17 protein-coding genes are annotated in these 21960 nt (G+C 63.2%); 13 read left to right on the top strand and 4 right to left on the bottom strand.

Annotated features, from left to right (window positions below):
• Positions 1–152: 152 nt before the first annotated feature.
• On the top strand, positions 153–941 hold the full coding sequence (locus ACI7BZ_RS10805) for an inositol monophosphatase family protein (protein ID WP_414117165.1): 789 nt from the start codon (positions 153–155) through the stop codon (positions 939–941).
• Positions 942–1005: 64 nt separating this feature from the next.
• Here the strand turns inward: ACI7BZ_RS10805 and mutL are convergent, their stop codons facing one another.
• Positions 1006–2850, bottom strand: a complete 1845-nt coding sequence (gene mutL / locus ACI7BZ_RS10800) for a DNA mismatch repair endonuclease MutL (protein ID WP_414117164.1) — start codon at positions 2848–2850, stop codon at positions 1006–1008.
• Positions 2851–3041: 191 nt separating this feature from the next.
• On the opposite strand from mutL, the gene map reads away from it, so the two are divergent.
• The 5 genes from map (at position 3042) to ACI7BZ_RS10775 (ending at position 8482) form a co-directional block, all read left to right on the top strand.
• Positions 3042–3869, top strand: coding sequence for a type I methionyl aminopeptidase (gene map / locus ACI7BZ_RS10795; protein WP_414117163.1), 828 nt, complete (start codon positions 3042–3044; stop codon positions 3867–3869).
• 17 nt (positions 3870–3886) lie between these two features.
• Positions 3887–4489, top strand: a complete 603-nt coding sequence (locus tag ACI7BZ_RS10790; protein WP_414117162.1) for a JAB domain-containing protein — start codon at positions 3887–3889, stop codon at positions 4487–4489.
• 156 nt (positions 4490–4645) lie between these two features.
• Positions 4646–5887, top strand: coding sequence for a tyrosine-type recombinase/integrase (locus ACI7BZ_RS10785; protein WP_414117161.1), 1242 nt, complete (start codon positions 4646–4648; stop codon positions 5885–5887).
• A complete protein-coding gene (locus ACI7BZ_RS10780; RefSeq protein ID WP_414117160.1) occupies positions 5830–7230 on the top strand; it encodes a PDDEXK nuclease domain-containing protein in 1401 nt (466 codons plus the stop codon). Before ACI7BZ_RS10785 ends, ACI7BZ_RS10780 begins: the two co-directional genes overlap by 58 nt.
• A 55-nt stretch (positions 7231–7285) precedes the next feature.
• Positions 7286–8482: a hypothetical protein gene (locus tag ACI7BZ_RS10775; RefSeq protein WP_414117159.1), complete on the top strand. Its 1197-nt coding sequence runs from the start codon at positions 7286–7288 to the stop codon at positions 8480–8482.
• Positions 8483–8593: 111 nt separating this feature from the next.
• Here the strand turns inward: ACI7BZ_RS10775 and ACI7BZ_RS10770 are convergent, their stop codons facing one another.
• The 3 genes from ACI7BZ_RS10770 to ACI7BZ_RS10760 all read right to left on the bottom strand — a co-directional run bounded on the left by ACI7BZ_RS10770 (position 8594) and on the right by ACI7BZ_RS10760 (position 12173).
• Complete coding sequence (locus ACI7BZ_RS10770) at positions 8594–11083, bottom strand: AAA family ATPase (RefSeq protein ID WP_414117158.1); 2490 nt, start codon at positions 11081–11083, stop codon at positions 8594–8596.
• Positions 11080–11304, bottom strand: a complete 225-nt coding sequence (locus tag ACI7BZ_RS10765; RefSeq protein WP_414117157.1) for a hypothetical protein — start codon at positions 11302–11304, stop codon at positions 11080–11082. Before ACI7BZ_RS10765 ends, ACI7BZ_RS10770 begins: the two co-directional genes overlap by 4 nt.
• A gap of 86 nt (positions 11305–11390) precedes the next feature.
• The gene (locus tag ACI7BZ_RS10760; protein ID WP_414117156.1) at positions 11391–12173 is read right to left on the bottom strand and encodes a helix-turn-helix domain-containing protein; all 783 of its coding nucleotides are present in this window, start codon (positions 12171–12173) and stop codon (positions 11391–11393) included.
• Between the two features lie 184 nt (positions 12174–12357).
• Between ACI7BZ_RS10760 and ACI7BZ_RS10755 the strand changes: the two genes are divergently transcribed.
• From ACI7BZ_RS10755 to ACI7BZ_RS10725, 7 genes are all read left to right on the top strand, one after another.
• The gene (locus tag ACI7BZ_RS10755; RefSeq protein WP_414117155.1) at positions 12358–12912 is read left to right on the top strand and encodes a hypothetical protein; all 555 of its coding nucleotides are present in this window, start codon (positions 12358–12360) and stop codon (positions 12910–12912) included.
• Positions 12913–12930: 18 nt separating this feature from the next.
• Entirely contained in the window at positions 12931–13707 is a 777-nt protein-coding gene (locus tag ACI7BZ_RS10750; protein WP_414117154.1) for a Hachiman antiphage defense system protein HamA, read from the top strand.
• Positions 13691–17230 (top strand): DEAD/DEAH box helicase, encoded by a 3540-nt coding sequence (locus ACI7BZ_RS10745; RefSeq protein ID WP_414117153.1) that lies wholly within the window; start codon positions 13691–13693, stop codon positions 17228–17230. The genes ACI7BZ_RS10750 and ACI7BZ_RS10745 overlap by 17 nt, the downstream gene beginning before the upstream one ends.
• A 369-nt stretch (positions 17231–17599) precedes the next feature.
• The gene (locus ACI7BZ_RS10740; protein ID WP_414119141.1) at positions 17600–18793 is read left to right on the top strand and encodes a DUF932 domain-containing protein; all 1194 of its coding nucleotides are present in this window, start codon (positions 17600–17602) and stop codon (positions 18791–18793) included.
• A 173-nt stretch (positions 18794–18966) separates the two neighbouring features.
• A complete protein-coding gene (locus ACI7BZ_RS10735; RefSeq protein ID WP_414117152.1) occupies positions 18967–21114 on the top strand; it encodes a ParB/RepB/Spo0J family partition protein in 2148 nt (715 codons plus the stop codon).
• 56 nt (positions 21115–21170) lie between these two features.
• The gene (locus tag ACI7BZ_RS10730; RefSeq protein WP_414117151.1) at positions 21171–21392 is read left to right on the top strand and encodes a hypothetical protein; all 222 of its coding nucleotides are present in this window, start codon (positions 21171–21173) and stop codon (positions 21390–21392) included.
• Positions 21393–21461: 69 nt separating this feature from the next.
• Positions 21462–21878 (top strand): hypothetical protein, encoded by a 417-nt coding sequence (locus ACI7BZ_RS10725; RefSeq protein WP_414117150.1) that lies wholly within the window; start codon positions 21462–21464, stop codon positions 21876–21878.
• The last annotated feature ends 82 nt before the right edge of the window (positions 21879–21960 follow it).

Genomic DNA, 21960 nt, shown 5'->3' with positions numbered 1-21960 from the left:
CCGCAGGGCGCCGGTTGCGGCCGAACGCGCCTTGACGGCTCCCGCCAAGGCGGGCACACGTCCCTGCCCGGCGGGCGCCGCCCGTTTCCATCCGTCCACTTCGACCGCTCGCTTGCCCGCCCGGCGACTTCGCCCCAACCCCAGGTTTCCTGATGATCCGCTCTCCGCTCATCACCGTCATGGTCCAGGCCGTCCGCAAGGCGGGCCGCGCGCTCGCCCGCGATTTCGGAGAGGTGGAGCAGCTGCAGGTTTCCATGAAGGGGCCGGCGGATTTCGTCTCCGCCGCCGACCGGAAGGCCGAGGATACGCTTTTCGCCGAACTCTCCCGGGCGCGCCCCGCCTACGGCTTCCTCATGGAGGAGCGTGGCGCGGTGGAGGGCACGGACCCCGCCAATACCTGGGTGGTGGACCCGCTGGACGGCACCACCAACTTCCTGCACGGCATCCCCATTTTCTCCATCTCGCTGGCGCTGGTGCGCAACGGCATGCCGGTGGCGGGGGTCATCTTCAATCCGGTCATGGACGAGCTCTATGTGGCCGAGAGCGGCCAGGGGGCCTATCTCAACGACCGGCGCCTGCGCGTCGCCGCCCGCAAGAAGCTCGCCGATAGCGTGGTGTCCTGCGGCCTGCCGCACATGGGCCGGGGCGACCATGGCCAGTTCAACCGCGAGCTGGAGAAGGTGCAGCCCCAGGTGGCCGGCCTGCGCCGCACGGGTTCCGCCGCCATTGATCTGGCCTGGGTGGCCGCCGGCCGCTTCGACGCCTTCTGGGAGCGCAACCTCTCGCCCTGGGACATGGCGGCGGGCATCATCCTGGTGCGCGAGGCCGGCGGCTTCGTCTCCGACATGGATAATGGCGACAAGATGCTGGAGAAGGGCCACGTGCTGGCCGGCAACGAGATGATCCAGCGCGACCTGCAGAAGCTGCTGAAGGCGGCCTGAAGCGCGGCGCGGGCTGCGGGAAGGCCGCGCGCCAGCTCTGCCCCATCCCTGAGCGCAGCGCCCCTCAGCGCCGGGCGAAGAGCTTTTCCACGTCCTTCAGCGACAGGGTGACGAAGGTGGGGCGGCCGTGGTTGCACTCCCCGGCATTGGGCGTCTCCTCCATCTCCCGCAGCAGGGCGTTCATCTCCTCCACCCGCAGGCGACGCCCGGCGCGCACGGAGCCGTGGCAGGCCATGGTGGCCGCGACGTGCAGCAGGCGCCGCTCCAGGGGCAGGGCATCGTCCCATTCGGCCGCATGCTCGGCGAGATCGCAGATGAGGCGCGATATGTCCGCATCCTTCAGCATGGCCGGCACCTCGCGCACCAGCACCGCCCCGGGGCCGAACGGCTCCAGCACCAGGCCTAGGGCGACGAGGTCGCCGGCACGCTCGGCGAGCCGGTCCGCGTCGGCCGGGTCGAGATCCACCACGGCGGGAATGAGCAGGCCCTGGCGCGCCACCCCGTCGCGCGCCAGCGCCGCCTTCAGCTTCTCGTAGACAAGGCGCTCGTGGGCCGCGTGCTGGTCCACGAGGACCAGCCCGTCCCGGGTCTGGGCGACGATATAGGTCTCGTGCAGTTGCGCCCGCGCGGCGCCCAGCGGGCGGTCGAGGTCGGCGGCGGAGGGCGGCGCCGCGTCCGCGCGCGCATCCGCCGCCGGCGCCATGAAGGGCGCCATGAAGGGCGCCGTGAGAAAGGCGGCCTGCGCCTCCTCGGCGAAGCCCTCCAGCGGGCGGGAGGAGGAGTTGCGCCAGTCGTGATCCTCAACCGGCTGCGACCAGCGCCCCGGCGGCAGGCCACCCGGCCGCGGCCCGGGCAGCTCCGCCACCCGGGCCAGACCGGCGAGGCGATCGGCCATGGTGGCGGCGGTGGAAGGCGCCCGCTGCCCCAAAGCATCGGTGAGGGTGCGCACGATGAGCGCCCGCACATTGCCGCCGTCGCGGAAGCGCACCTCGGTCTTGGCCGGGTGCACGTTCACATCCACCTCCCGCGGATCGAGGCTGAAGAACAGCGCCAGCACCGGGAAGCGATCGGAGGGCAGCAAATCCGCATAAGCGGCGCGCACCGCGCCCATGAGCAGCTTGTCGCGCACCGGGCGGCCGTTCACGAACAGGAACTGGCCGAGCGAATTGGCCCGGGAGAAGGTGGGCAGCCCGGCGAGCCCCTCCAGCACCACGCCGCCGCGTTCGCCGCGCACGGCCACCACATTGCGTTCCGCTTCCGCCCCCAGCACATCGGCCAGGCGTCGCGCCCGCCCCTGCGCATCGGGTGGGCAGGCGGGGAAGACGACGGGCGCGCGCTCGTCCATCACCAGGGTGAAGGCCACATCCGGCCGCGCCAGTGCCAGCCGGCGCACCACATCCGACGCCGCGGCGCCCTCGGCACGGTCGGATTTCAGGAATTTGAGGCGGGCCGGCGTGGCGAAGAACAGGTCGCGCACCTCCACCCGCGTGCCGCCGACAAGGGCGGCCGGGCGCGGCGGCGTCACCACCCCGCCGTCCACCCGGATCTCGAAGGCATGCGCCGCGCCGGCCGGCCGGCTGGCGATGGACAGGTGCGCCACGGCGCCGATGGAGGGCAGCGCCTCGCCCCGGAAGCCGAGGGTGGCGATGGCCAGCAGGTCCTCCCCCGGCAGCTTGGAGGTGGCGTGGCGCTCCACGCACAGGGCGAGGTCGTCCGGCCCCATGCCGCTGCCGTCGTCGGTGACGCGCACCAGCCGCCGGCCGCCGCCGTCGATCACCACTTCGACCGCCCGGGCCCCGGCGTCGAGGGCATTTTCCACCAGTTCCTTCACCACGGCAGCCGGCCGCTCCACCACCTCGCCGGCGGCGATGCGATCGACAAGCACGGGCGGCAGGCGGCGGATGGACATGGCGACTCGCGACGGATTCGGGTGGGCGATCTTACGGCGCGCGGCCATGGGTTGGAATTGCCCCCGCAACCGGCCCCGCCCCGGCGCTTTTGCCCGCAGCGCTTGCTTTGCCGCCGGCTTCGCATAAATCTCCTTCATGGAGATATCCCGCGCGCGGCCCGCCTGTCCGGCCCGCCTCTGAAAGCAGTGCCATGACCTATGTTGAGGCGGCGAGTGCGCCGCTGCGCAAGACCGGCCACATCAAGCTCTACGGGCCCGAGGGCTTCGCGGGCATGCGCCGGGCCGGCGCCCTGACCGCCAGTTGCCTGGATGCGGTGGCCGAAATGGTGAAGCCCGGCGTCACCACCGCCGAAATCGACAAGCTGGTGTTCGACTTCGCCATGGACCACGGCGCCTATCCCGCGACGCTGATGTATCGCGGCTACCGCTATTCCGTGTGCACCTCGCTGAACCACGTGGTGTGCCACGGCATGCCCAATGCCCGGCCGCTGCGCGACGGCGACATCGTGAACGTGGACATCACCCTGGTGCTGGACGGCTGGTATGGCGATTCGAGCCGCATGTATCCCGTGGGGCCGGTGGCGCGGCGGGCGGAACGGCTGCTGGAGGTGACCTACGAGGCCATGATGCGCGGCATCGCCGCCATCCGCCCCGGCGGCCATGTGGGCGACATCGGTGCCGCCATCCAGGATTTCGTGGAGCCGCAGCACATGAGCGTGGTGCGCGATTTCTGTGGCCACGGCGTCGGCCAGGTGTTCCACGACGAGCCCAACATCGTGCATGTGGGCCGCCGCGGCGAGGGACCCAAGCTGATGCCGGGCATGATCTTCACCGTGGAACCCATGATCAACCTGGGCCGCCCGCACGTGAAGGTGCTGTCCGATGGCTGGACCGCGGTGACCCGCGACCGCTCCCTCTCCGCCCAGTTCGAGCACGCCGTGGGCGTGACCGAGACGGGGGTGGAGATCTTCACCCTCAGCCCCAAGGGCTACCACAAGCCGCCCTACCTCACCGCCTGAGAAATCCGGGGCAACGCATGGCCGAGGCGCCGGAAGACGGCTTGAGCGAGGCGCCCCATTTCCATGGGCATCGCGACCGGTTGCGGGCGCGGTTCCGGGAGGCCGGGGCGCAGGCGCTGGCCGATTACGAGCTGCTGGAGCTGGTGCTGTTCCGCGCCGTTCCGCGGCGCGACGTGAAGCCCCTCGCCAAGGCGCTGGTGGACCGCTTCGGCTCGTTCGCCGAGGTGGTGGCGGCGCCGCCGCCCCTGCTGGCCGAGGTGCCGGGCATGCGCGACGCCATCATCACCGAGCTGAAGGTGGTGGAAGCGGCCGCCCAGCGCCTCGCCAAGGGCCAGGTGAAACGGCGGCCGGCCCTGTCCTCCTGGAGCGCGGTGATCGACTATTGCCGCACCGCCATGGCCTATGCCGAGCGCGAGCAGGTGCGCGTGCTGTTCCTGGACAAGCGCAACCAGCTGATTGCCGACGAGGTGCTGCAGACCGGCACGGTGGACCATGCGCCGGTCTATCCCCGGGAGGTGGTGAAACGGGCGCTGGAGGTTTCCGCCTCCGCCCTCATCTTGTTCCATAACCACCCCACTACTCCAATTTCGATCACGCTGGATCACGCTCGATACCACTGAAACATCAACAGTTTCCGCGATTTTTGCGGATTGCGTACAGGGGGCGGTTATGGCAAATTGGGGGCGGTTGAAGGGGTAGAATACGGCTTTCCGCTCCCAGCAAACGATCCCCGTTTCTCCTCGACCGATCCCAGTTGCGGAAGAGGAGGAAACGCTATGCCAAGCCTGACCGACACCGCCATCCGACATGCGCTGAAGCGGGTCGAGGTGAGCCAGAAGCAAGAAAACCTCGCCGACGGCGAAGGGCGTGGCACAGGCCGTCTCGTCCTCGTCCTGAAGCCCATGCCCAAGCGCGTGACAGCTGACTGGATGGCGCAACAGTGGCGCGATGGGAAGCGAACCAAGAAGAAGCTCGGCGCCTACCCGTCAATGACGCTCGGCCAGGCCCGCGAGATTTTCAAGCGCGACTATGCAGATGTGATTCAGAAGGGTCGAAGCATCAAGATCGCCACCGATACGCGCCCCGGCACCGTCGCCGATCTTTTCGAGGGCTATGTAGCATCGCTCAAGGCCGCCAACAAACCCTCGTGGAAGGAAACCGAAAAGGGCCTGAACAAAATTGCCGACACCCTCGGACGCAACCGCCTCGCCCGCGAGATCGAGTCCGAGGAAATCATTGAACTGATCCGCCCGATCTATGATCGCGGCGCCAAGTCGATGGCGGATCATGTGCGATCCTACATCCACGCCGCCTTTAGCTGGGGCATGAAGTCCGACAACGACTACAGGCAGCAATCTGCTCGGCGCTTCCGTATCCCTTTCAATCCGGCGACAGGCATTCCGACCGAACCGAAGGTCCAGGGCACGCGCTGGCTCGACGAGGACGAATTCGTTCAGCTCTACCGCTGGCTGGAGTGTCCCGACACGCCTGTCCATCCGCCGTATACCCGTGCGGTCCGCATCCTCATGTTGACCGGCCAGCGCGTCGAGGAGATCGCGAATCTCCACATCGACCAATGGGACGCCAAGGAGAAAATTATCGACTGGTCCAAAACCAAGAACGAGCAGCCCCATGCCGTTCCGGTGCCCGCGCTGGCGGCAGAGCTCATCTCATCCATCAACGTTAACGAATACGGCTGGTTCTTCCCTTCGGCCAAGGACCCGTCGAAGCCCGTCAGCCACGGCACACTCTATTCGTTCATGTGGCGCCAGCGGGACCGCGGCGTGATCCCCTACGTGACGAACCGCGACCTGCGCCGAACCTTCAAGACGCTGACCGGCAAGGCTGGCGTTCCGAAGGACATCCGCGATCGCCTGCAAAACCATGCCTTGCAGGACGTCAGCTCGAAGCACTACGACCGCTGGAACTACATGGCGGAGAAGCGGGCCGGTATGGCGAAATGGGACAAGTTCGTCCGCGCCATGCTGGCGAAGAAGCGCTTGAAGGCGGCCGCATGACTTCCCGGCCGCCGAAACCCGTCCCTCGCCGCGCAAGGACATCCGATCCCGCTACCGAAATCGACGCACTGACCTACGCCACCTTCGTCGGAGACCTGAAGCAGAAGATCGCGGCCGCCCGCCACCGGGCTGGCTTGTCGATCAATCGCGAGCTGGTGGTCCTCTATTGGACCATTGGTCGCGACATTCTGGGCCGGCAGGAGCGTGAAGGTTGGGGCGCCAAGGTCATCGACCGCCTAGCCGGTGACCTGGGCCGGGCTTTCCCGGAGATGACGGGACTCTCAGCTCGAAACCTGAAATATATGCGCGCATTCGCCGAGGCCTGGCCCGACGATGAATTCGTGCAACAGGTTGTTGCACTATTGCCCTGGGGCCATAACGTCCGCCTCCTCGACGCCCTCAAGACACGGGAGGAACGCACCTGGTACGCTCGGCAAGCGATTGAGCATGGCTGGAGCCGGAACGTTCTCGTCCACCAGATCGATAGCAACCTTCTCGCCCGGCAAGGCAGCGCCCTCACCAACTTTTCGCGAACCTTGCCCGCTGAGCAATCCGAACTTGCCCAGCAGATCCTCAAGGATCCCTACACGTTCGACTTCCTCTCGCTTGGCCCCGAGATGCTGGAGCGCGATCTCGAACGCGGCCTGATTGAGCATCTACGCTCGCTCATCCTCGAACTCGGCAAGGGCTTCGCCTTCGTCGGCAGCCAATATCATCTCGAAGTCGGCGGGCAGGATTATTACCTCGACCTCCTATTTTATCATCTGCGCCTTCGCTGCTTCGTGGTGATCGAACTGAAGATCGAGGATTTCAAACCCGAATTCGCCGGCAAGATGAATTTTTACCTGTCGGCCGTGGACGAGCAATTGCGCCATGCTGACGACAAGCCGACCATTGGCATCATCCTGTGCAAGGGGCGCAACGAGGTGATCGTTGAATACGCCCTGCGCGATTCCAGCAAGCCAATGGGCGTCGCCCAGTATCAGCTCTCCGCCGCGCTGCCGCCCCAGCTTGAGGAGGATCTCCCGACGGTAGCAGAGTTAGCCCGAGAGTTCCCTTTGATGTCTGTAGTCAAGCTACGCATCGAAATTGAGCGCGCGGTGCGCGAGCTCGCCGAAAGGAAGGGCGTCCTCTTCGATCGGCCCACCAGCATCATGAACATGCTGCGCGACCTTCGCCGCCAAGGGGCAGTGCCGGCCAGCACCGAGCGGATGCTCGGTGCGCTGCAAACCATGAACGCGGCCTCGCACGGCGTGGACGTCGACTCTGAAACGGCGAAACAGGCCGTGGAAATCGGGACGGTGTTCCTTGCTGAACTCAAGGCACTAAACACTGACGGCTGAAATGCTAACGCGGAAACCATCTTTCGCGACACCCTAGAAGGACAGGACATACCTCGTGGATGATAGTTGGCCGACGTGGCTCAAGGTTATGGAGAACGGCGCTGTCGGAGAAGCGCGCACGCGTTCCTTCCTAATCGACCGATTTTGGGTGCTTGAGCGGAGCGTCGACGCCGACGGCGCCGATTTCCTCATACAACGTCGCACCACGACCCAACGATTCACGGACAAAGTTCCGCCCCGCGTCGGCGTGATCCAAGCCAAATACTTCCAAGACCGGCGCACGACGCACCACATCCCCAAAAGCTACGTCATTGACGCTGGCGGAACTCCGCTTGAAGGATTTTTCGCACTTCTCCATGTCGGGAAAGAAGACGACGGCGAAATGTATCTGCTGTCCGCACGGCAGATAGTCGATACGTTATCGATAAGCAGCAGCCATTCACCCGAAAGCTATGTTGTCGGCGCCACGGCGCTTCAGGAAACCTTCCGCGTCAAGGCGCGCAAATTCGCTCTCGATCAGATCGAGCACAGCTTGAAGAGCCAGACCTACTACCAATCGGCCGCCTTCTTGGATCAGCTCAACATCCCATATCGACGCTTCAGTGAAGACGACATTGAATTTCCCTGGACACTTCCGCTCCCGAACCCCGTCGGCGAAATCCCGAAGATGTTTGTGGACCAAAAGGAGGAGCTGAGAAAGATTGTCTTCGATATGGAGGAAGTATTGGGAGCCATCGACGCCGTCCTGACCGAGAAAGACCCGCGTCGCGCCCTCGAGTTGATGGATGACCTACGCCAGCATGTTGATGGCGACGGGAAAATCACCTTCGGCGGGAGAGCGGACTTCCACTGGGGCGACCTTCCGAGCGCACTCGACACGCACGATCGTTGGCGCCTGGGCCTGCAGGCAGACGGCCTCCTAGAACCGTACATCGCCATGGGAGACAAACTGCAGAAGGCCCTCATCTCGCATACGACGGCTCATCCGCTTACTGACAAAGGCGATTTCCTGCAGGCAACTCTCACGTACGAACCGACCACGCTCAGCGTCGCCAATCTGTCCGTCAAATCGGGCAAGCCGCCCGAGAGAGAGTCAGAGATGAAGGTTCCCGGGCATGTTCGTATAGCAGGAACTCTTAGCGAGTGGGCCCCGCGCAAGATGAACCCAATGGACTACACGATCGAGAACGTCTGGTGGAACATCATGCGCTATGTCATCGAGCAGCGCTATCCAGATCCGGACTTCGATTGACGCTGCTTGCGGATCACCAAGCGCGAAACCGAGACCCTCAGCCTCGCCAGCGATCTTGTGCTCGCAGGGGCAGGATCGGACTCGTCGATCCCGCCCTTCCCGACACTCGGCCTAGCGCCGGTCTAACCGGCGGTAAAAACGCTTCTGGTTGTTGTTCGGATCGACATAGGTGAAGCAGTCCGCGAGATTATCGATGCTCTGCAGCACGCCCAACAAGGCATAAGCGTTGAAAGGCGTCCCCGCCCCGGTCTCGTAGTGACTGACGAAATTGCCAACGATCGACGGTACGTGATGGTTTTGGAGATCCGTGATCTGCTGAGGCGTAAGCACACACCGATTGGCGGCGTGATACAGCTTTACTGCCTCGCCGATCGCGTCAATGTAGGTCGAGAGCGTCCGCTTGTCGCCTCGGGTGGCGTAGTCCGGTGGGACCGGGACCTCCAACTTGGCGATAATCTGCCCCAGCTTGTACTCGAGATACTGCCGCAGAAACGGTGCGCCTATATCGATCTGGCCGGCATTCAGGTGCTGCAACGCCTGCGCCTTGAGGCGATCCGCCTCCTGGGCCGATACCATCAGCCGCCCCTTCGGCGGCATGCCTTGTAACTTCTGATGATGCCAATCCGCGGTACCGTTCAGCTTGTCGAAGTATTTCTCCAGACTGGTGTCATGGCTCAGAAAAATGAACTGAAGCCCGTCCGGCACAGCGCCATAGCGCAGCAACGTCCGCACAGCATCCATCAGCGCGAACTGGTGACCAGCGTCGAAGCTGGACGTCACGTCATCAAGCACCATGAACCGCGGAACGCCACTATGCTTGGTCGCAGCCGCCAGGAAAATCGCGGCCGCAACAGCGTTGCGATAGCTTTCCGATAGGAGAGCCCGGGCACTGAGATCCTGAAGGCCGAAAAAGTCCGCGAGCTTCAGATCAACGTTCTCGCTGTTTTGAGCCCGGCTGAGGGTCGGCTTCACATCAGGCCCGCCGCGCACGAAGCGAGCGAACAGATCCTGGCAGGCGGTCTGAATCTCGGCAATCCGCTCGTTAGCCAGCGCCGCCTCGGCATCGGCGAAGCTCTGGCCGGCGCGCGTGATGAACGTCTTCCACCGGTTCAGCAGATTGAGCTTGTCCTGTTTCGCCTTGAGCGCCGGCGCTCCAGTCTCGTATTCTAGGACGGCATCACGGAACTGCTTTGCAAAGCTGAGGATACGGGTCACCTGCACCAATGACGGCGGCAACCGCGCCTGCAACGCGCCAGCCTCGCCCTGCACCCGGGAAAGAGTCTCGCCGCGCTGCGTTTCGAGGACCCCGAGACGCGCCTTGATACTCTCTAGGTCGGACGTCGTCACATCCCCCTTCTTGGCCGCCAAGTCGAACGCGACATGCAATCGATCGCCCGTCGCGATCGCCATCGCCGCCGCCTCTTCAAGCTGACGGAGCTTTGCGACCCCGGGTGCCGTGGCGACATCCTTGACGAGTTCGGCACCCAGCTGGGCGGCGGCATCGTATTTGGCGATCTTGCTCTCCAGCCGCGGCTTTAGCGGGTCGCCACTTTTCGCCTCGCAAACCGGGCATTGATTCGGATCGTGCCAATCGGCGCCGGACACCACGGCCAGCGCATCGCGCAAAAGGGCATGCAATGATTCCGCGCCGACGCTGCGCACCGCGTCGTCTCTCCTTCCGGCCAGCTCGAGCAGCCGATCGAGATCGGCAAGTTCGTCCGCCGTGACCTCTAGCCCCGACAGCGACGTGACCGAGCTGGTCAGCGCATCCAGCTTCTTTCGCGCTTCCCCGCCTTCCTCCTTCTCGATCGCGAGTTCCGCGGCGTCAAAATCTAAATCCATGACCGAGCCCTCGCCGACCAATGGCTTGAGCAAGGCGATGGCGGACAAGGCAGCCGTCACCGCTGCCTTCAGATCGGCAAGCTTATCAACAGCGGCGCCTCCCGCCCCGGCGACCTCGTCGTGGGCGGCAATGACCCGCCGCTCAATCGCACTCAATGCACGCGCGCCCGTGGTCACCTCAGCATCGAGCGCAGAGAGGCCTAGATCACTGTTGACGTTTTGCGTTCGCTTGGCGCCGTCGAGAGCCTGACGCAGGCGGGAGTATCGGCTCAGTCCCACGAGCGATGCGAAAGAACGCCCCCGCTCCAAGGCGGAGATGTCGATGAGCTTCGCGAACCGGTTATAATCGACGAGGACGAAGTCCTCCTGCAGACTCGCCAGGAACTGCTGCGGATCGGCATGACCGCTCGGGGAAGTCACCAGGCGCGCACCGTTGGCAGCCCGCACCACCTTGATCGCCACATCCGGCGAGCCGTCATCGCTTGCGAATATCAGGTCGACCGTCGCCTGCTGCCCGGGATGGAAGCGATTGACGATATAGCTGTCGCCCTGCTCGGCTTCTTGGAGCGCCTTCAGGCGCGGGACGATGCCGTGGATCGCGAAGCAAACAGCTTCGAATATAGAACTTTTACCGACGCCGTTCGGCGCATGGACCGAGTTGACGGCGTCGGATTTGAACTTGAGGACGAGTGGGTCGCCGTCATTGTTGATCCCACGAAAACCCTCGATCGACAGGCTGCCCAGGAAATACCGCGTCATGCCTTGTCCTCGCCCGCAGGGTTGGACAGACCATCAAGTGCAGCCAGCACCGCCTTGTGAAACTCGCCGATCGTTGCCCGGCTTGGCGCGGTGTCACCTCCTGAATCCAGGAGGTGCAAATTGTCAAAGAGGATCTTCGCGCATTCAGGATCGATCTGCTCGGCCTCAGCCTGAAACAAGGCGAGATTGTCCTCGAAAGTATTTTCCAGCTTAAACTTCATACGCCCCCCCGACTTCCGCCCAATGCGATTCTATTCGATTTCAGCGCGTGCGCCCAATGTAGCGACGATCAAACGATTGCGTCTCATCATGAAGCTGTCGCTGCCTCCTCATTGTCGCTCTTGCGAAGCTTGCGCCATGCCGGAAGGATGAACGGCTGGCCATGATCGATCGGCACGCGCATGGTAGTCTCGCCATATTCACCCGGCGGGCCAAGCGCCACGACCTGCCGGCTTTGATACGAGCAAGGCTCGTCCGGCGGCGCGACCGTGTAGCGCTCCGGCAATCGCCTCAGGACCGAGGTGTGATAGATCCAGATGTCGTTGCCCTTGAGACGAACGATGAGCTGTCGCAGGCGCCGGCGAACCGCGATCTCCGTTGCAGGGGGAATGTCTACGAGAATATCTCGCTGCGACCAGGACAATCCGACGAGGATATCGAACAGCTCCTGCGCGTAGGCACCCGTTTCCTCATCAAGCGTCGTCTCGATAATGCAGGCCACGTCGTGTGAGCGGGCCGCCTCCGTATAAAGCGCGCCTTCATCCGTCGTCGCACTGGCGATGTCATAATCGTTGCGGGGTATGAGCCGGTCGTCATCCTCCATCAGCGCGGAAAAGACATCCGGCGCGCTTCCCGTCGGCGCCATCTCCAAAGTTTCCGAAACGAGGATGATGCGCTCGCGATGAACTTGCAGCGCTTTTGCCAGCCGATCGGCCGTTGACACTGCAATTGGCGCATTCTCATTCTCGATCATGCGAAGCATCCGAATGCTGACGCCGATTTCATTCGCCATTTCCTTTTGGGTCGACAGTCTCTCGAGCTGTTCCCTCAAAGCTTTCACGACCTTACCGTTCGGCACGACCTTCTTCATCTCAACCTCATTCCGCGTTTTCGATGATCCAAGCCTACATGGAGAAGCGACCCAGCGTGAGGCAGCCGACCGGAATCGGAGCGGCACACGAGCGGCAAACCGGCAGACTAAGCGATTCAACGTGCGGTGCCCTTGACTAGGCATTTATGACCGGCCATTTATGACCGGTCAAGGAGGCCTTATCATGCTTCGCTATAATCCGGAAAAATTCGCTTCGCTGTCAGAGTCCGACGTCGGCAAGCGCATTTGGACGTTTCTTACGCGGCCTGCCACTATCGCTCGCCTGGAGACGGCCTCAGAGCTTGGAAAGCCCGCCGTCGAAGGCATCGAAGAACAGCTTCTCGAGGAGTTCCGCGAAGACGTCCTGATTGACCGCGTCAAGCAGATGGTCGGCCACATGGTCAGGCAGATACTCGAACAGCGCGATTGGGTTCTCGACCAAAGCGACGTGAAGGTTCAGTCGGTGCCCTTCACCAAGGCGGCACGCTACAGGCGGCCCGACTGGATCACCTTCCATGCCTTTCGCAATACGAAAGACCCCCGCGATGTCGTCATCACCGACCGTCGGCAGAACGCGCCTCTGCCGAAGGACGCTCGCTGGACCTTCTACGCGACCTTTGCCAGCCCCTTGAAGGCGGCCGTCGCGTTCGGCGTCAACGATACACCCAAGCTTCGCCGACAAGTGCAGACGCACGGTTTTCACCGTGTCCACATCCCGCGAATGCTGCGCCGCGCTTAATCGAGAGGGTATGAGCGCATGGTGCAATTCAACGACTGGTGTGACGGAGCCGACACTCCACTCGGCAACCACCACCTCCACATCAAGACCGTTCGCGCCGCCGACCGCCCGACGGGCGTCCAGCTGTCCGCCGCGGCCGTGCCTGGGCACTATGCGGCGGAAGAGCGAGTCGCACGCGCATTGCGTCGCCTCGGCAAACCAGGGGCTGCCGATCTGGTCACAGGGTTGTTGCCTCAGACAAAGCAAATCCGGTCCGGGGATCTCGGGGAGATCTACGCGACCGAATGGATCGATGCGCACAGCGGCTATCGCGCTCCGATCAAGCGTCTGCGATGGAAAGATCATCGCAACATGGCAATGCGCGGTGACGACGTGATCGGCATGGTCCTCGACCAAGCCACACAACGACTTCGCTTCCTCAAGACCGAGGCAAAGAGTCGGGCCTCTCTTCGCGCGCAGACTCTCACGGAGGCGCGTGCTGGCCTTGATAAGCACAATGGACGCCCTTCATCGCACGCGCTGTCGTTCATATCCGCGCGCCTTCTCGAACTTGCGAACGAACCGCTGGCAGACGCAATCGACGATGCGCTAGTGCGTCATGGTATCCCGTTGGCCAGTGTGCAGCATCTGTTGTTCACGTTCTCGGGCAACGCGCCGCAAGCATTGTTGACGCAGTCACTTCAAGCTTACCCGGGGCAAATCCATCAGTGGGGCGTCGCTCTCCACGTCGATGGCCATGCAGCCTTTGTCGGCGCCATCTATGATCGTGTGATCGCCAATGCCAACCAACCCTGACACGATCTCGGCCGCGATCACCGAAGCAGCGGCAGCCGGCTTTCGGGGTAGACTCATCGCGCAAGGGCAGGCCCGTGCCATGATATGGCGAGACGGCGTTCTACCACCCGACGCGCCACAGTTCTCGCCGCAGCTCAGCTTCGATCTTCATAGCTACGCCTACGGTCTCCTGGGTCTTGGCCTTCGCATGCTTGAGATGGCTGGTGATGCCGATCAGGCTCGGGTCGCCTTCGTGCAGGCTGCGACCGCCCTTGAATCGGTGATGGCCAAGGGTGATCGCGGCGAAGCGGATCGGGACTTCCATTTCGTCATGGCGGCCGCCAGCTATCACCTCGCGCAGCTTTCCGCCCGAGCCTATTCGCTTCTCGCGATCGTTATAAACGAAGAAAACTTCTCGCCACTTGAGCGCGCTTTGGCGCAGCTGATGCGCCGGGATATCAATGGTCTCCGCGCACGGGTCCATAATTATCGCCTCGATGGAGAAGGCTCTGACGCGCGAATCTCAGGCCTATTTCAAGAGCGGCTCGCGCTCGAACCCATTCAACCAGCTGACGAAGCAGCTCCCGACCGCGACGGCCATGACTTCCTCTGGGAAGGGCTGGACATTGCGCTCACCGACAACTTTTTCGGCGCCATCTCCATTTTCCTCTTAGCACTCGACCGCGGTGAGCGTGCCTTAGTCGAGCAAGCAATCGCACGACTGCGGAACAGCCTTTCCATCTGTGCCGAGCTCAACCTCCTCCCGCAATGGTGGGCGCACCGAGTCGCTATTCATCTTCTGTCCGACCTCTGGTCCAACACTTTTCATGAGAGGGTCCCTCTTGCTCCCACGGGCGGTGCGGCAGCTGACTGGCTAAGTTTGCGATCGATCTTGATTGCATCGCTCGCCTGCCGCTCAAGGGCGGAAATAGATCTGTGGCCGTCGCAGATCGAGGCGGCGGCTCGCGCCGTCGATCAGTCCGATAATCTCGTCGTCTCACTGCCGACCAGCGCCGGCAAAACCCGTGTTGCGGAGCTATGCATTCTCCGGTGCCTTGCAGGCGGCCGGAGGGTCATGTTCGTGACACCGCTAAGGGCTCTCTCAGCCCAGACGGAAGCGAACCTCCAACGTACCTTTGGGCCACTCGGAAAGACGATTTCAGCTCTTTATGGGAGCATCGGCGTCTCCGGGTTCGATGAAGACGCTATTCGAGAACGCGACATCGTCGTCGCTACACCGGAGAAGATCGATTTCGCGCTTCGCAATGATCCTTCACTGCTCGACGATGTCGGTCTGCTGATTTTTGATGAAGGCCATATGATTGGCCCAGGCGAACGTGAAGTTCGTTACGAAGTCCAGATTCAGCGCTTGCTTCGCCGACCGGACGCCGATCAGCGCCGGATCGTGTGCCTCTCTGCAATCCTCCCTGATGGAGATCAGCTGGAGGATTTCTCCGCATGGCTACGCCGCGATCAGGCTGGCGGGCCTGTCAAAAACGATTGGCGCCCAACCCGCCTCCGGTTCGGAGAAGTCGGCTGGAACAGCCCGAATGCACGCCTGAACCTCCGTGTCGATGACGAACGTCCGTTCGTGCCCCGGTTCTTTGCCGGCTTCATTCCGCAGCTTTTCGTCAAACCAAAAAGGAAGCGGACGAAGATATTCCCCTGTGACCAACGAGAGCTTTGCCTCGCCACGGCTTGGCGCCTGGTCGAAGAAGGGCAAACGGTTCTCATCTATTGCCCGCAACGCCGGAGCGTGGAGCCATACGCCGGGGTCATCGTTGATTTGCACGAACGCGGCGCGCTCCCGTCGCTCCTGGCAGTGGATCCTGCAGCGCTCCAGACCGCCATCGCTTTGGGGGAAGAATGGCTGGGCCCGAATAGCGATATTCTGAAGTGCCTCCGGCTCGGCGTTGCGCTCCATCACGGTGCTTTACCTACGGCCTACCGGAAGGAAGTCGAACGTCTCCTTCGCGACGGCGTCCTCAAAGTCACGATCTCGTCGCCGACCCTTGCCCAGGGCCTGAACCTGTCGGCCACCGCCGTCGTCATGCACTCGCTTTATCGCAACGGTGAGATGATCAAGGTCTCGGAGTTCAAGAATGTTATTGGGCGCGCCGGCCGAGCCTATATCGACGTCGAAGGCCTTGTCCTTTTCCCGATCTTCGAGGATCGACGGAGCAAAAAGCACAACGAATGGGTCCAGCTGATTGGAGACCCAGGCGCCCGCGAGATGGAAAGCGGCCTGATCCAATTGCTCACGGCCCTTCTGCTGCGCATGCACAAAATCGTCGGCGGCGATCTCAATCATCTGACGGAATATGTCGTCAACAACGCGGCTGCCTGGAACTTTCCAGAGGTGCCGGGCGAAAAGCCTAAAGACCGGGATGACGCACGGAAGCGATGGGAAACGCACCTCGCGACGCTCGACACCGCGATCCTCAGCCTCATTGGCGAAGAAGACGTGCCGGATGCCGACATCGAGGCGACGCTCGACGCGATCCTACAATCGTCTTTATGGCAGCGACGGCTTCTGCGAACTTCGAACGAAGCTCGCATCGCTTTTAAGTCGACGCTGCTGACCCGAAGTCGGCATATCTGGGCCAACTCCACCCCGGCAAAGCGCAAGGGCTACTTCCTCGCGGGCCTTGGCTTGGCAGCAGGCCAAGCTCTGGATGCCGTCGCACCAGAGGCCAATCAGTTGCTTGTCCAGGCGAACGGCGCTCTGCTTATTGGCGACAGCGATGCGGCGATCGCGGCGATCACCGGCATTGCCGAGCGTGTATTCCCCTTCCATCCCTTCTCGCCGGATCCGCTACCCGGCAACTGGCGCGACATTCTGCGCTTTTGGCTTCGCGGAGAGCCTCTGGCGGCCTTGTTCGCCAATGGCGATGGTGATGGCTTGCGGTTCATCGAAGATGGCCTTGTCTACCGACTGCCATGGGCCATGGAGGCGCTACGCGTTCGAGCGGCTGCAAATGGCGATGTCGTTGGCGGTCTCGGCGCGGTTGCCGCGTTAGAAGATCATGAGCTTGGTCTAGCACTGTCGGCAGTCGAAACCGGCACCATGAACCGGTCAGCCTCGATCCTGATGCAAGCTGGATTCAACTCGCGCCTCGCCGCTATCAAAGCCGTAAATGACACAGGGGCGACATTCGAGACCGGGCACGACTTGAGAATTTGGCTCCGCTCGCCTGAATTGGCTGCTTTTGCCGACCAGCCGGACTGGCCAACGCCCGAAACACGAAGCCTGTGGCTCGATTTCGCGCAGGAGTTCGCACCAGGCGCCAACCAGACTTGGTCGGAGCGCACCTATTTGGCGAATGTAAACTGGGTCACTTTGCCGCCGCCTCCAGGATCACCGGTTTCCCTGTATCACTGGAATGGCCAGCCTCTCGTCCTGTCACCCGAAGGATTGTCGCATGGCATCCTCCCCTACGCATTGAACGCAGGTCGCCGCGGGCTTCTACGGGCCACAGTCGCAGCACAAGGTGGACAACTCGACCTCGTCTATCTCGGCCCGGACGACCTTTGGAATGTGTAGGAGGGCGTATGACGAGGCGGATGCTCCCCGATCAAGATCGGGGTCGCGAAGAAATATCGAGGTACGCAAGCGCAACCTCCAGATTAGCAATCCGCTCAAATTGCGCCTCCTGGGCTGCATTGCCCTTATGTTGGGCGGACCGGTGGCCGTGATGTTTCTCGGGATGAGAGCTTATCTGCTAACGCTTTAGGGACGGTGTGAATGGAGGAAGGGGAACGCCTTCCCCTGCGGCCGAGCCAAGGTCTCGGCCGACCCCTTCTGCGGGGAGACCCCGCAACGCCCCCAGAGAGTGAGAGCGCGGACGGGATTTCCGTGACGGGTTGAGTGCCGAGAGAGAGGCTTTCGGCGCCCGTCATGGAGTTTGATCCCATGAACATGCGAGTTCTCGACGCCCGCCGCGACCTGAGTGGCGGCTACAAGGTGGACGTCAGCCGCGGCGAGCGGATTGGCCGCGTCTCCTCCGAGTGGTTCTCGCGCCCCGATGACGAGCGCTATCTCTCCCTCTCGGATCTGGCGGAATCGGTGCGGAGCCGGTCGGAGCGGAGCCGGACGCGCGTGGTGGACACCGCGCTCATCCGTGTCGAGGCGAGCCGGACTGATCCGGAGCGGCTGTCTCTCATCCTGCCGGGCTCGGACACCCCCGTCGTGCCGACACACTGGAGCTTCGGTCAACTCGCCAGCCAGGTCGGCGCTCCCGCCGCCTATCTGCGCCAGCTTCCCGCAACGCTCGCGGGCATCAACCTGCAATACGGTCTGACCTCGCATCGGGCCGAGCAGATCAAAACGCTCGAAACCGACAACGGCCGCATCGAGTTGCGCGCCGTGACCGGCCCCGACTATGGCCGGATCTACGACCACGAGCTGGTCGAAGCCGTGCAGCGCATCGCCGGCAACGGCGCGGGTGATACGCGGTGGAAGGTGCCTGGCGTGCTCGATTGGTCGACCGGCGTCTACAATCCCCACGTCGACATCACGAAGGACACGACGACGCTCTATGCGTCCGACCGCGACGTATTCCTCTTCCTCGTCGACGATCTCAACCCCATCGAGGCCGGCCGGCTCCCCGACGGTTCGCCCGACCTCTATTTCCGCGGCTTCTACTGCTGGAATTCCGAAGTCGGCGCGAAGACGCTCGGCATGGCGAGCTTCTATCTCCGCGCGGTCTGCCAGAATCGCAATTTGTGGGGCGTGGAAGATTTCGAGGAAATCACCATCCGCCATAGCAAATACGCGGCGTCCCGCTTCGCCCACGAAGCGGCTCCGGCGCTGCTGAACTTCGCGAATTCCTCGCCCATGCCCTTCGTCAACGGCATCAAGGCGGCGCGCGAGCGGATCGTGGCCAAGTCCGACGAGGACCGCACGGAATTCCTGCGCAAACGCGGCTTCTCGAAAGCCGAGACCGGCAAGATCATCGAGACAGTCCTGGCCGAGGAAGGCCGCCCGCCGGAGTCGATCTTCGACTTCGTCGCAGGCATCACCGCCGTTGCCCGCGAAAAGACCAACCAGGACGCGCGGCTCGAACTGGAGGGCAAGGCCAAGAAGTTGCTCGACCGCGCCGCCTGATCTCCGTGAAGCCGGAAATGTGGTTTTCCGTGTCTCCGGCTCTGCGCTTTCGTGCCTTTCCGTTCTTCGGTTCCCGTTGCGCCGCCCTCCAAGAGTGAGAGGGCGGCGCTTCGCTTCGTGACGGGTTTGGGTTCGAGAGAGAGGCTCTCGGCGCCCGTCGCGGAGTAAGGAACATGGCAACTGCCGTTCAGAAAATCACCCTGTCGTCCTCGCGCGACATTCCCTTCAACAAGCTGGTACTCAGCCAGTCGAACGTCCGCCGGGTGAAGGCCGGCGTCTCGATCGACGAGCTGGCCGAATCGATCGCCCGTCGCGGCCTGATCCAGAGCCTTCATGTGCGTCCGCTCCTCGACGGTGACGGTCAGGAAACCGGCATGTTCGAGGTGCCCGCCGGCGGCCGCCGCTATCGCGCGCTGGAAATGCTCGCCAAACAGAAGCGGCTCAATAAGACCACGCCGGTCCCCTGCGTCGTGTCGGCCGCGAACGCCGGCATTCTCATCGACGAGGTGTCGCTCGCCGAGAACATCGAACGCGCACCGCTTCATCCGCTCGATCAATTCCGCGCCTTCCAGACCATGCGCGACAAGGGCATGACCGAAGAGGCCATCGCCGCGGCCTTCTTCGTCGGAGTCAACGTGGTGAAGCAGCGCTTGCGCCTCGTGTCGGTCTCGCCGACCCTGCTGGACGTCTATGCCGATGACGGCATGACGCTCGAACAGCTCATGGCCTTCAGCGTGTCGCACGACCATGCTCGTCAGGCGCAGGTCTGGGAGACCGTCTGCAATAGCTGGCAGAAGGAGCCGTTTCATATCCGGCGCATGCTGACCGAAACCACGGTCCGCGCCTCTGACAAGCGCGCGGTCTTCGTCGGCGTCGATGCTTATGAGGCGGCGGGCGGGACGGTTCTGCGCGACCTGTTCGAGTCCGACGATGGCGGCTGGCTTCAGGACATCGGCCTGCTGGACCGCCTCGTCTCCGAAAAACTGACGGCGATCGCCGACGAGGTCGCGAGCCACGGCTGGAAATGGGTCGAAGCCGCCGTCAGCATTCCCTACGGCGTCACCCATGGTCTCCGCGAGATCGAAGGCGTTCCGATCGACATCACCGGGGAGGAGCAGACCACGCGCGACGCGCTGCAGGAGGAACTCGACCGCCTGGTCGCCGAATATGAGGACGCGGATGAGCTTCCGGACGAAGTCGATGCCCGACTGAGCGAGATCGAAGCGGCCATCGAAGCCCTCGACGATCGTCCCGTTCGCTACGACCCGGACGAGGTCGCCATCGCCGGCGTGTTCGTCAGCATCGATGCCGACGGTTCGCTTTCCATCGATCGTGGCTACGTCCGCCCCGAAGACGAGCAGCCGACCCAGATCGTGGATGGCGACACGCAGGACGAAGAGGTCGATCCTGATACCGGCGAAATCCGCACGCCGACCATCCAGCGCGCGGTCATCACGATCGGCGGCCAGCCGGTCCGGACCGAAGAGGAGGACGAGGATGACGGCTGGAAGCCGCTGCCCGAACGCCTCGTCATCGAACTGACCGCCCAACGCACACTCGCGCTGCGCAATGCGTTGGCGGAAAATCCCCAAGTCGCGATGACGATGTTGCTGCACAAGCTCGTCAGCGACACCTTCCGTCATACCGCGCCGACCGGCTGCCTCGAGGCCAATGTCCGCCATATTTTCTTCTCGGCCCAATCCGGGGAGTTGAAGGACAGCCCCTCGGCGCGGGCAGTCAACGAACGCCATGAGCGCTGGGGGGATCACGTCCCCGCCGACGATCAGGCGCTGTGGGACTGGCTGACCCATCTCGATGACGGTACGCGCATGGACCTGCTGGCTCTCTGCATCAGCTATGGCGTAAACGCGCTCTTCGAGCGTCCGAACCCGTATTCCGGCTCGGGCGTCAGCCAGCATGGCCTCGACGTGCGCCTGGCGCAGGCCGATCGGCTCGCACGCGCGACAGGGCTCGACATGGTGGCGGCTGGCTGGAAGCCGACGGTCGGCAACTATCTCGGCCACGTCACCAAGCCCCGCATCCTGGAAGCCGTCCGCGAAGGCGCCGGCGAGCGGGCAGCGCAGCTCATCGACCACCTGAAGAAGGGCGATATGGCCAAGGAAGCCGAACGCCTCCTGGCCGACACAGGCTGGTTGCCGGAGCCGCTGCGGCTCGCGCCGCTCGATGGCGAGCAGCAGGTCGCGGCCGAACACGGCGTTGCGGGAGAAGACGCGGCCTTGCCGGACTTCCTCACCGCGGATGGTGACGAAGACGACGACGCCGATGCCGAGGATGAGGAAGTTCTCGCTGCCGCCGAATGACGTGCATTGCGGGGGGCGGTTTCGGCCGCTCTCCGCACCTTCCCACGGAGATCATCATGCCCATCCATCATCAGGCCGTCGGTCGGCGCGTCGTCATCCAGTTCCTCGTTCCCGTTCATGTCGAGATCGAAGATGATCACGTGACCTGCGTCACCGTCATCGACGAAACGCCCGTGCACGATCCGACCGTCGTCGAGGGCGATACGTACTATCTCGCCGCGGCCGTCGCCGCAGCCGACAACGGCCAGCCCTGGCCGTCCTGGCGGTTCGGCTACTGACCCGACCGCTTCATCCCATTCCCCAAAAGCCCGGCCTCGCGCCGGGCTTTTCGTTTTCAGGAGCCTGCGATGGCTGACTATTTCACCCATTTCTCGTGCCCGCTCGATGTCGGCACACCCGAAAACGCCGCCCGCGCGCTCGATCTCTACAATGCCCTCTCCAGGGAAGGCGCATCGGAAGAGCCGCCTTCTGAAGGATTCCTCCTCTCGATCCAGCCCGAGCACGGCGGCACCAAACTCTGGATGCGCGATGATGTCACCGGCGATCCCGAGCGACTGATCCAGTTCGTGAAGCGCTGCGCCGCCACGTTCGGCCTCACCGGCCGCTGGGGATTCCAATACGCCAACACCTGCTCACGGCCACGCCTCGACGGTTTTGGCGGCGGCGCGCATGTGCTCGATCTCGCGACCGGCGAGACGATCGCATGGACCTACACCGATGGTTGGCTCGACACGGTGTTGTCGGAGGGCGATCCCGATACCTGACGAAAAAGCGCCCACCTCGCGGTCGGGCGCTTTTTTCATGTCCGATGCCTGAGAGTCAGAGGTCCGCCGGGACGAGGTGAGT

The organism is Xanthobacter sp. AM11, assembly GCF_047444035.1.
Classification (GTDB): Bacteria; Pseudomonadota; Alphaproteobacteria; order Rhizobiales; family Xanthobacteraceae; genus Xanthobacter.
Note: the sequence above shows the minus strand (reverse complement) of the source record. Positions and strands in the feature narration are given on the sequence as shown.